Origin of the sequence: Streptomyces sp. NPDC021096, assembly GCF_040641275.1 — a bacterium.
GTDB lineage: Bacteria > Actinomycetota > Actinomycetes > Streptomycetales > Streptomycetaceae > Streptomyces.
Genome location: NZ_JBFADG010000019.1, coordinates 99,548 through 113,932 on the forward strand (window position 1 = coordinate 99,548; position 14,385 = coordinate 113,932).

The 14,385-nt window shown below is 70.8% G+C and carries 17 protein-coding genes; 8 read left to right on the forward strand and 9 right to left on the reverse strand.

The features are described from left to right. Positions 1-159 precede the first annotated feature (159 nt). Both AB0G59_RS22125 and AB0G59_RS22130 read left to right on the forward strand, forming a co-directional pair. Entirely contained in the window at positions 160-1,038 is an 879-nt protein-coding gene (locus AB0G59_RS22125; RefSeq protein ID WP_360914100.1) for a helix-turn-helix transcriptional regulator, read from the forward strand. A gap of 8 nt (positions 1,039-1,046) precedes the next feature. Continuing rightward, positions 1,047-1,238: a DUF397 domain-containing protein gene (locus AB0G59_RS22130; protein WP_360914103.1), complete on the forward strand. Its 192-nt coding sequence runs from the start codon at positions 1,047-1,049 to the stop codon at positions 1,236-1,238. 55 nt (positions 1,239-1,293) lie between these two features. On the opposite strand, the gene AB0G59_RS22135 is transcribed toward AB0G59_RS22130, so the two are convergent. Continuing rightward, positions 1,294-1,875, reverse strand: a complete 582-nt coding sequence (locus AB0G59_RS22135) for a hypothetical protein (RefSeq protein WP_360914106.1) — start codon at positions 1,873-1,875, stop codon at positions 1,294-1,296. Between the two features lie 268 nt (positions 1,876-2,143). On the opposite strand from AB0G59_RS22135, the gene AB0G59_RS22140 reads away from it, so the two are divergent. Beyond that, positions 2,144-2,755, forward strand: coding sequence for a Uma2 family endonuclease (locus AB0G59_RS22140; RefSeq protein ID WP_360914151.1), 612 nt, complete (start codon positions 2,144-2,146; stop codon positions 2,753-2,755). Positions 2,756-2,817: 62 nt separating this feature from the next. Here AB0G59_RS22140 and AB0G59_RS22145 read toward each other — a convergent pair whose 3' ends face one another. Then, on the reverse strand, positions 2,818-4,128 hold the full coding sequence (locus tag AB0G59_RS22145; protein WP_360914109.1) for an MFS transporter: 1,311 nt from the start codon (positions 4,126-4,128) through the stop codon (positions 2,818-2,820). A gap of 63 nt (positions 4,129-4,191) precedes the next feature. Here AB0G59_RS22145 and AB0G59_RS22150 point away from each other — a divergent pair, with 63 nt between their 5' ends. After that, positions 4,192-5,196 carry a LysR substrate-binding domain-containing protein gene (locus tag AB0G59_RS22150; protein ID WP_360914112.1) on the forward strand — a complete coding sequence of 335 codons (1,005 nt, stop codon included), beginning with the start codon at positions 4,192-4,194 and terminating at the stop codon, positions 5,194-5,196. A gap of 141 nt (positions 5,197-5,337) precedes the next feature. Here AB0G59_RS22150 and AB0G59_RS22155 read toward each other — a convergent pair whose 3' ends face one another. Next, positions 5,338-6,036, reverse strand: a complete 699-nt coding sequence (locus tag AB0G59_RS22155; protein WP_360914115.1) for an alpha/beta hydrolase — start codon at positions 6,034-6,036, stop codon at positions 5,338-5,340. 200 nt (positions 6,037-6,236) lie between these two features. On the opposite strand from AB0G59_RS22155, the gene AB0G59_RS22160 reads away from it, so the two are divergent. Next, positions 6,237-7,385, forward strand: a complete 1,149-nt coding sequence (locus AB0G59_RS22160; protein ID WP_360914118.1) for an adenosine deaminase — start codon at positions 6,237-6,239, stop codon at positions 7,383-7,385. Between the two features lie 173 nt (positions 7,386-7,558). Continuing rightward, positions 7,559-7,954, forward strand: coding sequence for an ATP-binding protein (locus tag AB0G59_RS22165; RefSeq protein WP_360914122.1), 396 nt, complete (start codon positions 7,559-7,561; stop codon positions 7,952-7,954). A gap of 93 nt (positions 7,955-8,047) precedes the next feature. Here the strand turns inward: AB0G59_RS22165 and AB0G59_RS22170 are convergent, their stop codons facing one another. From AB0G59_RS22170 to afsQ1, 5 genes are all read right to left on the reverse strand, one after another. Then, positions 8,048-8,260, reverse strand: a complete 213-nt coding sequence (locus AB0G59_RS22170; RefSeq protein ID WP_071964304.1) for a PspC domain-containing protein — start codon at positions 8,258-8,260, stop codon at positions 8,048-8,050. Positions 8,261-8,354: 94 nt separating this feature from the next. Continuing rightward, positions 8,355-8,909 (reverse strand): VanZ family protein, encoded by a 555-nt coding sequence (locus AB0G59_RS22175; RefSeq protein ID WP_360914125.1) that lies wholly within the window; start codon positions 8,907-8,909, stop codon positions 8,355-8,357. A gap of 70 nt (positions 8,910-8,979) precedes the next feature. Next, on the reverse strand, positions 8,980-9,576 hold the full coding sequence (locus AB0G59_RS22180) for a hypothetical protein (RefSeq protein WP_360914128.1): 597 nt from the start codon (positions 9,574-9,576) through the stop codon (positions 8,980-8,982). Next, the gene (locus tag AB0G59_RS22185) at positions 9,573-11,078 is read right to left on the reverse strand and encodes a HAMP domain-containing sensor histidine kinase (RefSeq protein ID WP_360914154.1); all 1,506 of its coding nucleotides are present in this window, start codon (positions 11,076-11,078) and stop codon (positions 9,573-9,575) included. The genes AB0G59_RS22180 and AB0G59_RS22185 overlap by 4 nt, the downstream gene beginning before the upstream one ends. Before the next feature lie 114 nt (positions 11,079-11,192). Next, positions 11,193-11,870, reverse strand: a complete 678-nt coding sequence (gene afsQ1, locus AB0G59_RS22190; RefSeq protein ID WP_177338123.1) for a two-component system response regulator AfsQ1 — start codon at positions 11,868-11,870, stop codon at positions 11,193-11,195. Between the two features lie 218 nt (positions 11,871-12,088). Between afsQ1 and AB0G59_RS22195 the strand changes: the two genes are divergently transcribed. Beyond that, positions 12,089-12,841, forward strand: coding sequence for a SigE family RNA polymerase sigma factor (locus AB0G59_RS22195; RefSeq protein ID WP_071964301.1), 753 nt, complete (start codon positions 12,089-12,091; stop codon positions 12,839-12,841). Positions 12,842-13,029: 188 nt separating this feature from the next. Here the strand turns inward: AB0G59_RS22195 and AB0G59_RS22200 are convergent, their stop codons facing one another. Further along, positions 13,030-13,719, reverse strand: coding sequence for an ATP-binding protein (locus AB0G59_RS22200; protein ID WP_071964313.1), 690 nt, complete (start codon positions 13,717-13,719; stop codon positions 13,030-13,032). A gap of 159 nt (positions 13,720-13,878) precedes the next feature. Here AB0G59_RS22200 and AB0G59_RS22205 point away from each other — a divergent pair, with 159 nt between their 5' ends. Beyond that, the gene (locus tag AB0G59_RS22205; RefSeq protein ID WP_360914133.1) at positions 13,879-14,268 is read left to right on the forward strand and encodes a hypothetical protein; all 390 of its coding nucleotides are present in this window, start codon (positions 13,879-13,881) and stop codon (positions 14,266-14,268) included. Positions 14,269-14,385 lie beyond the last annotated feature (117 nt).

Consider the following 14,385-nt stretch of genomic DNA (forward strand, 5'->3'; position numbering starts at 1 on the left):
CGCAGTCGGTGCCGGGTGAGGTGGTGAAACCGTAAGAGCAGTCTTGAACTGGTAGCAATCTTGTCCGCCGGATTTCCCACTCAAGGGTGACGCTCGCGTGACTCGGTGGACCAGCCTCCGGCCTGCGCGACACACTGCGCACGGCCACAAGGAGGGACCATGCCACCGAGGACCGCCCCAAGCGAGAGGCAGCGTCGACTCGGCGCGGAGCTGCGTAAATTGCGAACCCGCGCCCGGATGTCCGGCGATGCGGTCGCGGCACTGCTCGACGCCGACCGGCCCCGAGTCAGTCACATCGAGGCCGGGCGCGTGGATGTGCCGCGAAACGGCCTGTACAAGTTGCTACGCGCCTACGGTTGCAAGGAGGGCCCTTACTTCGACGCATTGATGGCGATGGCCCATGACCGAGGCAGGGGATGGTGGGACGATTACGAGGGTGTGCTAGCCCGCAGGGCGCTTGACCTGGCGGAACTGGAGTCGCGGACCACCACTGTCCGCGCCCATGAGGCATCGCTCATCCCGGGCATGCTCCAGACTGAGGACTACGCGCGCGCCATGATCTCAAGCGTCGGTGCCGATCACGAACTCCTGGACGCCGGGGTGAAATTCAGGCTCCAACGGCAGCGCATCCTGGCCGGATTGCAGAGTTATCACGCGATCATCCCCGAATCGGGGCTGCGCATGCGAATCGGTGATGCAAAGGTCATGCGCAAGCAACTGCTGAGACTCATCGAGCTCGCCCGTCTGCCCCAAGTGACCGTGCAGATCTTCCCATTCGAGAAGGGCGGCTACTCCACCTTCGTTCGGTCCTTCGTGCTTCTTGGGGGGCCAACGCCGGAGCTGGATACCTTGTATCGAGAGCACCCGACCAGCGCAGACTTCATCGGGGATGGAGAAAGCATCGCCGAGTACGCCACAATGTTCGAGCGTCTCGCCTCCCTGGCCCTCTCCCCTGTCGACCCTGCGGCTGCGCCTGAGAGCCAGGAGCCCCAGGGCTCGTTGAGCCTGATCCAACACGTGCTGTATGAACTGCGATAGGTGAGGATATGTCTCAGATCGCGTGGCGTAAGTCCTCCTTCAGCGCTGGACCAGAAGGCTCCTGCGTCGAAGTGGCCCCCGGGCTTGGCGGCCGAATACACCTCCGCGAGAGTGACCACCCCGCCGACGTCTTAACCACCGCCCCGGTCACCCTCGCCGCCCTCCTCGCCGAGATCAAGGCGGGACGGCTCGACGGCTAGGGCCCGCCCCCCACCGACTCGGGGAGCGGGCCCAACAGGCCAGGACGATCGGGGATCAGGCGCGGACCATCCACCACGCGCCGATGCCGTTGCAACCACCCGCACTGAAGTTGATGCTGCGGTAGCCGGGCGGGATCGGGGACCCGGAGCAGGTCCAGATGCCGTTGCGGACGAGCTGGTGGTACCAGGAGCCGATGCCGTTGCAACCGGTGCGGTTGTAGCCCGTGGTGACGTAGCCGGGCGGGATCGGCGAGCCCGCGCAGGTCCAGCGGCCGTCACGGGCGAGCTCGTGGTACCAGCCGCCGACGCCGTTGCAACCGCTGCGGTTGTAGTTGGTGATCACGTAGCCGGCCACGATCGGCGAACCGCCGCAGGTCCAGATGCCGTCGCGCACGGGCTCCTGGTACCAGGCGCCGGCGCCGTTGCAGCCGCCGCGGCTGTAGTTGGTGATGACGTACCCGTCCGGAACGGGCGCCCCGGAGCAGGACCACCCGCCGGCCGTCGCCCCGCTGGTCGCGGCGGTGGCCGTGCCGGTGGCGGCGCCGGTGAGGGCGGCGGCGATCAGTGCGACTGTTCCCACGACGGCGGCGAGCCGGGTGCGGACGGCAGTCAGCAGGCGACCGAAATATCTGTCCAATTCACACCAGTCCTATCGACATGATCACTTCAGGTCTGTCGACGGCCAAGAACACCGGATGGCGCAATAAAAGTCACCCCACCCGGCGCCGATTGTGAGAAGCGCGTCACTGTGCGTAAACGCCAACCCTGAGCTTGTGGAGCTGGTATGAGGGAACGTCAGATTCCGGGTGCCGTTGCGGTACTCGTACGGGTGAACGAGGTCGGTGGACCATCCGTAGGGTCGTTCGGCATGCTGGACTGTGGTGACATCGATCGAGGGGATCGCCATGAGCGCACTCACTGTCGACCAGGGGCCGGACAACGGCTTCGGCTGGGATGAGCTCGTCCGCGCCTGGGAGGAGCTCGATCCTCCCGAGGGCTGGAAGGCGGAGATCATTGAGGGGCTCATCACCTTGTCACCTGCGCCTGCCAGAAGGCACAACAGCATCGCCTGGAAGCTTCAGCGTCAGCTAGGGAAGATCATTCCTGATGACTGGGGGATCTATCAGACCCAGGCCGTCGTTATCCCATCGCGTAATGGCCTCTACATCCCCGACCTGATTGTGGCGCCTGAGGCGGTGGTGGACGGAGTGCCAGGAGAGACGGGCGGGTCCGAGCACGTCATCCAGGCCACGGAAGTCGAGCTGGTCGTGGAGATCACCTCGAAGTCCACTGCTCGCCACGACCGGGTCAGCAAGCCTGCCGGGTACGCCCATGCTGGAGTACCGCTCTACCTCCTTGCCGACAGGTGGACGCCTGGGGGCCCGACCTTCACTCTCTACGGCGAGCCCAAGGATGACGTCTACCGAACCCTGCAGACAGGGAAATTCGGCGACGAGCTGCATCTCCCGGCGCCGTTCGACATCGCGATCGACACGGGCATCTTTCCCACCAGCTGACCGCGAACGGCCCGCCCCGCCAGGGCACCTGGCAGGACGGGCCGTTCACGTACGGGCTCGCGTCAGCGACGGGCGGACATCGCCACCACGCGCTGCTGGGCGATCGCCTTGCGGGTCGCGTACAGGGTGATCGACGCGGCGCCGACCATGGCCAGCAGGCCCAGGACCACCGTGCCGTCCCAGCCGGCCGAGCGGAAGGCGACGGCGCCGAGCGTGCCGCCCACCGAGCTGCCCAGGTAGTACGCCGTCTGGTAGAGGGCCGACGCCTGGGCGCGGCCCGTCTTCGCGGCGCGGCTGACGGAGGACGAGGCCACCGCGTGGCCGGCGAAGAAGCCGGCGGTGATGAGGACCAGGCCCAGCAGGACCGCCGTCAGCGAGGACGTCAGCGTCAGGAGCAGGCCGGCCGTCGTCGTGCCGACCGCCAGGTACAGCGCGCCGCGGCGGCCCAGCCGGCCCACGAGCCGGCCGGCCGCGGCCGACGAGACCGTGCCGACGAGGTAGATGAGGAAGATCGAGCCGACCACGCCCTGCGGGAGCGAGAACGGCGCGTCCGCCAGCCGGTAGCCGATGACCGTGTACACCGCGCCGAAGACGGTCATGAAGAGCAGGCCGATGCCGTACAGGCGGCGCAGCAGCGGGTCCGAGAGGTGGGTGCCCAGCGTCCGGCCGAGGGACTTCACCGAGACCGCCGCCGGCGTGAAGTGGCGGGCCCGCGGGACCATGGCGCGGAAGACCACCGCGCACACCACCGCCAGCACGCCGACCGCGGCGAGACCCGCGCGCCAGCCCCAGGCCTGTGCCACCCAGCCGGCCAGGATCCGGCCGACCATGCCGCCGATGCTGTTGCCCGCGACGAACAGACCGATCGCGCCGATCAGCGCCTTCGGGCGTACCTCCTCCGCCAGGTACGCCATCGCCGACGCCGGTACGCCGGCCAGTGCGGCACCCTGCACCGTACGCAGGGCGACCAGCCAGCCCAGGCTCGGGGCGAACGGCACGAGCAGCGCCACGAACGCGGCGACGCACAGCGCGGCCGTCATCGTGGCCCGCCGCCCGTAGCGCTCGGAGAGCGCGCTGAGCGGGACGACCGCGAGGGCCAGGCCGCCGGTCGCGGCGGAAACGGTCCAGCTGGCCTGATCGGGCGTCACGCCGAGGTCGTCGGTGATCGCGGGGAGCAGGGCCTGCGTGGAGTAGAGGAGGGCGAAGGTGGCGACACCCGCGGCGAAGAGCGCGAAGCTCATCCGGCGGTAGCCGGGCCCGCCGGGGACCAGCCGGGTGTCGGCGGCGGCGGTGTCGGCGGAGGCAAGGGACGACGAGGTGGAGGCACCCGATCGCATGATGACGACGGATGCCCCGGTATCGGCAGGAGGCATGCGGAAACCGTATGCAGCCTGCATCTGATGCGTCCAATGCACAGAATGCCGATAATCGATCACATGCAGCATGAGCGCAGGTCACGGCCGTCACTGTCACCAAGTGGCAACAGGAGTGTTACCCAAAACTTTGACGGTACGCCAACGGCCGAGCTGGAAGAGGGCTCGTGGGCGACGACCCTCACGCCGCGCCTCGCCCAGTTCGTCGCCGTGGCCCGCCACGAGCACGTCACGCGCGCCGCCCAGCAGCTCGGCATGCCGCAGTCCACGCTGAGCCGGTCCATGGCCCGCCTCGAACACGACCTGGGCGTCGCGCTCTTCGCCCGCCACGGCCGTACGGTCTCGCTCACCGCGGCCGGGCGGACGTTCCTCGGCACGGTCGAGCGCGCCCTGTCCGAGGTCGACCGCGCGGCGGAGTCCGTACGGGCCGACGCCGACCCCGCCACCGGGAAGGTCGCGTTCGGCTTCCTGCACACCATGGGCTCGGAGACCGTACCCGAGCTCATCCGCGCCTTCCGAACCGATCATCCGCGCGTCCGCTTCCAGCTCGTCCAGAACTACGGCGAGGCCATGATCGAACGGCTGCGCGACGGCGACCTCGACCTGTGCCTGACCTCGCCCGTGCCGGACGAGCCGGACCTGGTCGCCCGCCGGCTCGACGAGCAGCGGCTGCGGCTGGTCGTGCCGGACGACCATCCGCTGGCGGTACGCAAGCGGATCCGCCTCGCGGAGGCGGCCGGGGAGCTGTTCGTCACGCTCGAACCGGGCTACGGGCTGCGGCGCATCACCGACGCGCTGTGCGCGGAGGCGGGGTTCACGCCGAAGATCGCCTTCGAGGGGGAGGACCCCGAGACGCTGCGCGGGCTGGTGGCGGCGGGCCTCGGCGTGGGCCTGCTGCCCCCGCCGGCCGTGCCGCGGCCGGGGGTCGTCGAGCTGACGGTGACGGCGCCGCGGCCGGTGCGGGAGATTGGGGTGGCGTGGCTGGACGGGCATCCGGACACGCCTCCGGTGGCGGCCTTCAAGCGGTTCTTGCTCTCGCGGCGGGGGCAGTTGCTGCTGCACCGGTGAGGCGGGTGGGGATTTTGCCCCTGCCCCGCCCTTTCACCGTTTCTTGTCCTCAAACGCCGGACGGGCTTGAATTGCGCCGGACGGGCTGGAAAATCCAGCCTGTCCGGCGTTTGAGGACCGGGGTCCGGGGCGGAGCCCCGTTCAGTGACAGAGGCTCGACCCGAAGCCCGAAGCCAGCGGCATGCGGAGGCCCAGTGGCGGGGGTGCCGCCAGGGCGTCCGCGACCGGGCGGGCGTAGTGGTGGCCGAAGAGCGCGCCGCGGACGAAGTCGGCGGCCAGGGCCAGGACTTCCGGCCGGTGCTGCCGCAGCGCGTGCCCGTCGGAGTGGACCTCGAAGCGGCAGACGTCGCGGTTGACCTTCTTGGCCCGCTCCGCGAGCCGGTAGGACAGGTCCGGGTCCGTCCGCTCGTCATTGGTGCCGTGTACGAGCATCACCTGTCTGCCCGCGAGCTGACGCACCGGTTCCGGGTCCAGGACCGCCTCCGGCTCGGGCAGCCAGGGCGCGAGCGCCAGGACGGAGGTGACGGCCGGGTGCCCGGCGGCCCGCAGCGCGGCGCGGGCGCCCATGCCCGTACCGATCAGACAGACCGGCACGTCGCCGTAGCGCCGCACCACTTCGTCCGCCGCCCACTGCGCGTCCCGCACCGGATGCGCGGCGGAACCGTTCCATCCGCGGTGGCGGTAGCCCACCACGTGGACGACCAGGCCGTCGTCGGCGCCCGCCCGGGTCAGCCGGCGGGCCAGCGGCCGCTGCGCGGCCGACGTCAGGAAGGAGGGGCGGCGTATTCCGGTGGCGCCGCCCTCGGGGAGCAGCAGGGCCACTCCGTGCACGGCGCTCATGGTGTCCCCGGCACCGAGCGGCTTGCCGAGGCGAGCCGATTCCGGCGGGTCCGCCGGGCCTTCTGGATCTTGCTGCGGCAACGCTTGCTGCACCATGGCAGACAACGATGGCAGAAGGATGGGTGGTGTCCACCCCACCGATGGGTCACCGTTCCGTATCGTTCGCCGACATCTACGCGCGTAGGGGCTAGAGTGCCGAAATGACGAGCGAGACCCTCTCCCAGCCGGCCACCCAGCCCACCTCCGATCAGATCCGGCGCGCGCCCAAGGTGCTGCTCCACGACCACCTCGACGGCGGTCTGCGTCCCGGAACGATCGTGGACCTCGCCGCCGCGGTCGGCTACGACAAGCTCCCCGAGACCGACCCGGACAAGCTGGGGATCTGGTTCCGCGAGGCGGCGGACTCCGGCTCGCTGGAGCGCTACCTGGAGACCTTCGCGCACACCTGTGCCGTCATGCAGACCCGCGAGGCGCTGGTCCGCGTCGCCGCCGAGTGCGCCGAGGACCTGGCCGAGGACGGCGTCGTCTACGCGGAGGTGCGCTACGCCCCCGAGCAGCACCTGGAGGCCGGGCTCACCCTCGAGCAGGTCGTCGAGGCCGTGAACGAGGGCTTCCGTGAAGGCGAGCGGCGGGCGAAGGCCAACGGTCACCGCATCCGCGTCGGCGCCCTGCTGACCGCCATGCGGCACGCCGCCCGCGCCCTGGAGATCGCCGAACTGGCGAACCGCTACCGCGACTCCGGCGTCGCCGGCTTCGACATCGCGGGCGCCGAGGCGGGCTTCCCTCCCACCCGCCACCTGGACGCGTTCGAGTACCTCAAGCGCGAGAACAACCACTTCACGATCCACGCGGGCGAGGCCTTCGGCCTGCCGTCGATCTGGCAGGCCCTGCAGTGGTGCGGCGCGGACCGGCTCGGCCACGGCGTGCGCATCATCGACGACATCGAGATCGCCGAGGACGGCACGGTCAAGCTCGGCCGGCTGGCCTCGTACGTGCGGGACAAGCGCATTCCGCTGGAAATGTGCCCGACCTCCAATCTCCAGACCGCTGCGGCGAGTTCATATGAAGAGCACCCGATCGGTCTTCTTCGTAAGCTGCACTTCCGGCTGACGGTGAACACCGATAATCGTCTGATGAGCGGTACCAGCATGAGCCTGGAATTCGAGCACCTGGTCAAGGCGTTCGGCTATTCCCTGGACGACATGCAGTGGTTCACCGTCAACGCGATGAAGTCGGCCTTCATCCCATTCGATGAACGTCTCGCCATGATCAACGACGTGATCAAGCCGGGTTACGCGGAGCTGAAGTCCGAGTGGCTGTTCCGCCAGACGGCGACCGGCACGGTCTGACCAGCAATTCCCCTTCGGGGTGACTCCGCCGGTCGGCAGACGGGGGAATTCGGTGAATACGGCCGGGGCTTCGCGCCCCGGCCGTGTCATTGATTGCGGGCCGGGTGGACTCGTGGCTAGGTTGCAGAGCCGCTCGGCTTTTCCCCGTCATCCCCGTCACGAGGACTGATCAGATGAAGCAGGCATCCCTCAAGGCCCTCGGCGTCGCCGCTGTCGGTGCCGTCATCGCCGTCGGTGCGGCGGGTACCGCCTCCGCCGGCACGCTCGAGTCCGTCACCACCACCGCCACGGGCGTGGAGAAGGCGCTTCCCGTCGAGTCGGTCGGCCAGTTGGCCCCGGCCGGCGGGCCGGTCGCGATCGCTGCGGACCGGGCGGTGAAGTCGGGGTTGCTGGAGCAGACCGCACACGCCCTCGACACCGCCCTCGCCCCCCACCTGCCCACCGAGAAGCTGATGCACGCCCCTGCCGACAACAAGGGCAACGCCGGCCTGCTCGGCGGCCTGCCCACCAAGGCCATCGCCCCCAACGGCCTCTCCCTGCCGGGCCTGGGCACCCCCAACATGCGCTGACGGCGCCGCGCGGGACGAGAGGAACAGCGCGAACGGGCCGCGCACCCCCGTCCGGGGTGCGCGGCCCGCGTGGTCCCGGGCGGGTCCGTGGCGTCACCAGCCCTTGGCGGCGGCCCGGGAAGTGCCCTCGGCGGGCATCAGGATCCACAGCGCGATGTAGAGCACGAACTGCGGGCCGGGCAGCAGGCACGACAGCAGGAAGATCACCCGCATCGTCGTCCGGGAGGTGCCGAAGCGCTCGGCCAGACCCGCGCAGACTCCGGCGATCATCTTGTGGTTGCGGGGGCGGACCAGCGGAGCGGACATGGCAGCGACTCCTTCACGTCAAGGTGCCATCGGTGCGGGAACGTTTTCCCGATGACCTCAACGCTACGACCGCCACCCCCGGCGGAGCGTCACTCTACGGAGCGATCCCGACCCTGGGGATCGTCGGGGTCAACCCCCGCTCCGTCTCCTCCCGGCGGACGGTCCGGGTAGGGCCCACATCGGACCTGCGACGGAGCCGGGCCCGTACCGCGGGGACGACGGCCAGGTGCGCCATCGTCACGCCGGTGACGTTCAGCAGCAGGGCGTCCACGTCCAGGACCTGGCCCACCACACCGCTCTGCACCACCTGCAGCAGCAGCGAGATCATCGCCGCGGTGAAGACCGTCCGGGCCAGCGAGACCGGCGTCGACGCCACGATCCGGCCTCCCGCCCAGGGCAGCAGTACCCCCAGCGGCGCGAACGGCAGCACCCCGGCCGCCAGCGACCGCGTCGCACCCCACGGACCCAGCGCCAGATCGGCCCGGATCGTGGCCAGCGGCTCCAGGTGCGCGGCGGACACCCACGGGGCGGTCAGCGGTCGCAGGGCGAGCCAGCCGACCACCAGGAGGTGGGCAACCAGGAGGACACAGCCCGCCACGCGGTAGCGGTATCGGAGGGCGGGCGTACCGCCGTAGCCATGACGCTGCACGCCCCCCATGACGCGGTGCGCGGGGCGCGCGGTTCCGCAGCCGGGTACAGAGAGTCAGCGCCCGTTGTCGTCAGACGGCGCCAGGGGTGCTGTGCACCGTCTCCGGGTGGGTGCGCGTCTCCTCCGTGCACGTGTAACCGCGGGGCTTGTCCTCGCCGGGACCGCCCAGGACCACCGTGCTGCGCCCGTCGGCCGCGGCCGTACCGGCGTAGGTGCACACGACCTGCGCCAAGGCCAGCGGAGGCAGCTCCTCCGGCGCCGTGTTCAGGCGCAGCGTCCGGTCGGGGTCGCCCTTGCGCGGCCCGCTCACGGTCAGCCGCTGGGGGACGTCCGTGGAGAAACCGGCCTCCTCCTCGACGGGGGCCGGCTGCCGCCGCAGCTCGTCCAGCAGCGCGCGGGCGAGCGAGACGGCCTGGTCGTCCTCCTGGACGGGGACCACCCGGGTCACGGGGAGTAGCTGTGAGGTACACACGAGCTGGACGGAGATGGTGATGCTGCCCGGGGGCGGCGCACTCTGCGGGCCGGGGCGCGAGACGCACGTCGCACGCGAGGGCGCGCTCCCGGCGTCCACGGGCACGGCCGTGCCCCTGATGCCGCAGCCGGCGACCGTGGACATGACCGCCAGGCCCGTCGCCAGGACCGCCGTGCGGGTGATGGCGCGTCTCACTCCGCGCTCCCTTCCGCCGGACCACCGGACGGGGCGCCGCCGTCGTTCTCGGAGCCGGAGTCGATGCGGGGGAGGGTGAGGGTGAACACGGCGCCGCCTTCCGCGGAGTTCGCCGCGGTGATCTCGCCCCCGTGGATGTGGGCGTTCTCCAGCGCGATGGACAGGCCCAGGCCGCTGCCCTCGGAGCGCGGGCGCGAGGCGCTCGCCTTGTAGAACCGGTCGAAGACGTGCGGCAGCACGTCCTCGGGGATGCCGGGGCCGTGGTCGCGCACCGCGATCACCAGGGCCTCGTCCGTCTGCCGCACGGACACCCGCACCGGGGAGCCGCCGTGCTTGAGGGCGTTGCCGATGAGGTTGGCGAGTATGACGTCCAGGCGGCGCGGGTCGAGCCGCGCCATGATGCCGCGCTCCGCGTCCAGTTCGACGGCGTCCAGCCAGGCCCGCGCGTCGATGCACGCCGTGATCTGGTCGGCGATGTCCACGTCGTCCAGGACCAGCCGGGCCGTGCCGGCGTCGAAGCGGGTGACCTCCATCAGGTTCTCCACCAGGTCGTTCAGCCGACGGGTCTCGCTGACCACGAGCTGGACGACGGGCGCGATCATCGGGTCGAGGGACTCCGCCTCCTCCTCCAGCACCTCCGTCACCGCGGTGATCGCCGTGAGCGGGGTCCGCAGCTCGTGCGACATGTCGGCGACGAAGCGCCGGCTCGCCGCCTCCCGCGAGCTCAGGTCCTCCACCCGCTTCTGCAGCGACTCCGCCGTCTTGTTGAAGGTCCGCGACAGGTCGGCCAGCTCGTCCGTGCCGGAGACCTGCAGCCGGGTGTCCAGCTTCCCCTCGCCGAGCCTTCGCGCCGCGTCGCCGAGCCGCTGCACGGGCCGCAGCACCGTCGAGGCGGCGGCCTGGGCGAGCAGCGCGGAGCCGATCAGGGCCAGGCCCGTGGCGATGCCCAGCGACCAGGCGAGCGAGTTGAGGTCGGCCCGCTCGTTGTCCAGGGACTTCAGCAGATAGCCCGTGGGCCCGCCGCCGATCACCTTCGCGCCGCCGACCAGGTACGGCTTGCCGTCGAGCGTGATCCGCTGCCAGTACAGGTGGTACGGGAAGGGGTTGGAGTCGTCGACCTTCCGCTCCCGGTTGACGGCCGTCACCAGCGTCTTCGGCACCACGGCGAGCGTGAACAGATCCCGGTCCGAGGGCGCCGCGCAGTCGCCGCCGCCCTTGACCTTGCCGATCAGCAGCACCTCGTACTTCTGCGAGGTGGCCGCCATCCGGTCCGCGGCCTCCTGCAGCTCCGGACAGGTCGGGGTCAGCGGCAGCGATCCGGTGTTGTCCTGCAGCGACTTGCGGAAGTCGTCGAGAGCGGCGTTCTGCGTACGGGTGAGGACCGCGTCGCGGTTGAGCCAGTACGCGATGGCGGACGCCGACACGGCGGCGGCGAGGGCCACCAGCGCGAAGACGAGCATGAGCCGCAGCCGCAGGCTGATCCACCGCATGCTCAGCTTCATGACGTTCGTGGCCGCCGCCCAGCCCCGCACCCGACCGGGCTCTTCTGTCACTGTGGGCTCTCTGTCCTTCGCACTACGGATGAACTACGACGTGATCGCCTTGCCGCGTACGCCCTACTGCGGGGCGTCCAGGCGGTAGCCGACCCCACGGACCGTACGGATCAGCGTCGGCGACGACGGCACGTCCTCGACCTTGGCGCGCAGCCGCTGCACACAGGCGTCCACCAGCCGGGAGTCGCCGAGGTAGTCGTGCTCCCACACCAGCCGCAGCAGCTGCTGCCGCGACAGCGCCTGCCCCGGCCGGCGGCTGAGCTCCAGCAGCAGCCGCAGCTCGGTCGGCGTCAGCTGCAGGTCCTGGCCGTTCTTGGTGACCGTCATCGCGGACCGGTCGATGACCAGCGAACCGAACGACGCCGAGTCGCTCGACTCCCGCTCCCCACGGCGCAGCACGGCCCGGATGCGGGCGTCCAGCACCCGGCCCTGCACGGGCTTGACCACATAGTCGTCCGCACCCGACTCCAGGCCGACCACGACGTCGATGTCGTCGTTGCGTGCGGTAAGCAGAATGATCGGCAGCTGGTCGGTGCGCCGGATACGGCGGCACACCTCGAAGCCGTCGATACCGGGCAGCATCACGTCCAGCACGATCAGGTCCGGCCGCTGCTCGCGCAGCATCTTCAGGCCGTCCTCGCCCGTCGCCGCGGTCACCACACGGTGACCCTGGCGGGACAGGGAGAATTCGAGAGCCGTGCGGATGGCGTCGTCGTCCTCGATCAGCAACAGGAAAGGCACGGTGGTCATTCTGGCCTAAGACTGGCCGGTAGTTCGACAGAAGGACGCCGCAGCGACTCCCCGCGGTCCGGCAACAGCGGCGGCACGGCCTGTTGCAGGGCTGTGACAGTCGGCGGACAGCGCCATGAAACTGGCCCGGCAGGCTTCTCTTCACCGGGCAGTTCCCAGGGTCCGGGTCACTGACGGACCGAGCTGGCTCCACCGACGGGGGGCGCGAGATGAACACACTGCACAGCACCACGAACAGCGCAGTTCGCACGCGCCTTCACGACGCCGGCCGGAGCACGGAGAAGTCCGGTGCCGTGGGCGGGCGGGGGTGCGCTCGCGGCACCGGACGTGTACGGCCGCCTTACATGGTGGCCATCGACGCGATCGCGTACGGGGAGCCCACTTCAGGCGCGGGGGGCGCCTTGGGGGCCACGGGGGAGAAGACCGGCGGCGTGTCCCGGAGCGAGGCGGAGTTCACCGCCTACGTCCAGGAGCGCCGGGCCTCCCTGTACGCGACCGCGTACCACCTCACCGGGGACCGCCACGAGGCGGAGGACCTGCTGCAGAGCGCGCTGTTCTCCACCTACCGCGCCTGGGACAGGATCACCGACAAGGCAGCGGTCGGCGGCTACCTGCGCCGCACCATGACCAACCTGCACATCAGCGCCTGGCGGCGCCGCAAGCTCAACGAGTACCCGACCGAGGAGCTGCCGGAGACGGTCGGCGAGACGGACGCCATGCGCGGCACCGAACTGCGCGCCGTCCTGTGGCAGGCCCTCGCCCGGCTGCCCGAGCTCCAGCGCACCATGCTCGTCCTCCGCTACTACGAGGGCCGTACGGACCCGGAGATCGCGGAGATCCTCGACATCAGCGTCGGCACCGTCAAGAGCAGCATCTGGCGCTCGCTGCGCCGGCTGCGCGAGGACGAGGTCATCGGCTCCGGCCGGGGCGTACGGGAGTCCTTCGGGGAACTCGTCGCCTAGCCGGTGACGGGGGCTCGGGGGAGCCCCCGGGGAACCAACGGGGGGAACACGGGGGAAAGAGAGCGGGCGGGCAGCCGGGGGGACTGCCTCGCCCGCTCTCGCATGTGCCCGTACTCCTCGCACCCGGGGATACGTCCGCCGGGCGCCGGGCGTTCACGCGCCCGGGGAGAATCTTGCTCAGGACGTGCTCAGGAATGGACGCTCTCGCGCCGCCCGGCGGCGGCCGCGGCGATCCGGCCCATCGCCGTCTCCCCGCCGCAGGCGAACGCGCCGAGCTCCGTCTGGCGCGCCACGATGGCCCGCTCGGACCGCATCAGACGCAGGCCGCGGCGGATCAGGTACAGGACGGGCTTGCGGGCCTCGCGCAGGTCGCGCACCAGGCGGCGGCGGAACGTCGTCGAGGGACGGCCGCGCAGGCACAGGGCGTCGGCGAGGTGACCGAGGTCACGGCACTGCCCGATGATGTCGGCGGCGAAGATGCCCTCCGCGATGAACAGCGGAGTGCGGCCTATGTCGAGCGCGCTCGCCCCGACCCGCGAGCTGGTGGAGATGTCGTACAGCGGCACGTCCGTGCGGCTCGTACGGCACAGGGAGTCGATCGCGGCGACGGCCGCCTCCGCGTCCCACGACAGGGGCGAGTCCCAGTCCGTGCCGCTGCCGTCGGGGAGCTGGGGGAGCGTCGGGTCGTGGCCCTCCTTGTAGAAGTCGTCCAGGTTGAGCACGGGCAGCCCGGTGCGGGCGGCCAGGGACGACTTTCCGGAACCGGACGGACCGGTGAGCAGGATGACGCGCGCGGGTGTCAGGAGGGATGTCACGGGACACCAGTGTGAGGCATTGAGCCGTATGGAGGATCCCCCCGGGTCGAGGCGTGCACGCATCGTCACGGCTTCGCTACGCTGCGCTGTCGAATCGACCGACTCGTACCGGTCACACAACTCACGCTCCGGCAGGTGGTCATGGCCTCCCACGCACGTCATGCGCGTCACGCACGAACCGCGCCCGTCCCTCCGCCGCGCCGACGGCGCACGCTCGCACGCGTGGGGCTGCTGACCGTCTCGGCCGGCGCGGCGCTCGTCGCGGGCGGCGCCGCGGACGCGAGCGCCAAGCCGCAGCCGCCGACCGCCCAGCTCGGCCGCACCGACGTCGGCGCGGCGTTCGCCGGCACCGGCATCGCGCTGGAGAAGTCGGTCCAGGGCCTGGCGCCGGTCCTGCAGACCTTCAAGTACCACCCGCTGGCGGCCACGCCCGTGGACCCGCTGAACAACGGCGCCCGCACCCAGGTCGCCGACTTCAAGCCGGTCGGCACCCAGATGCTGACGTCGCCCGTCACCAAGCGCGGGCAGGTGGGCGACCTGCCGCTCGTCGGCCAGGCCCTGGGGGCCCTGCAAGGCCCCCAGGCCGGTCAGGCCGGTCAGGGCGGCCACTGAGCGCGTACACGACGACGGCGGTGGGGGTCCCCGCCCCGGGGCACCCCCCCCACCTAGGGGAGGCGGGCGCGGACCCCGAGGAGCGGCCCCCCCCCCCCCCGCCCGCCGCCGGGGGCC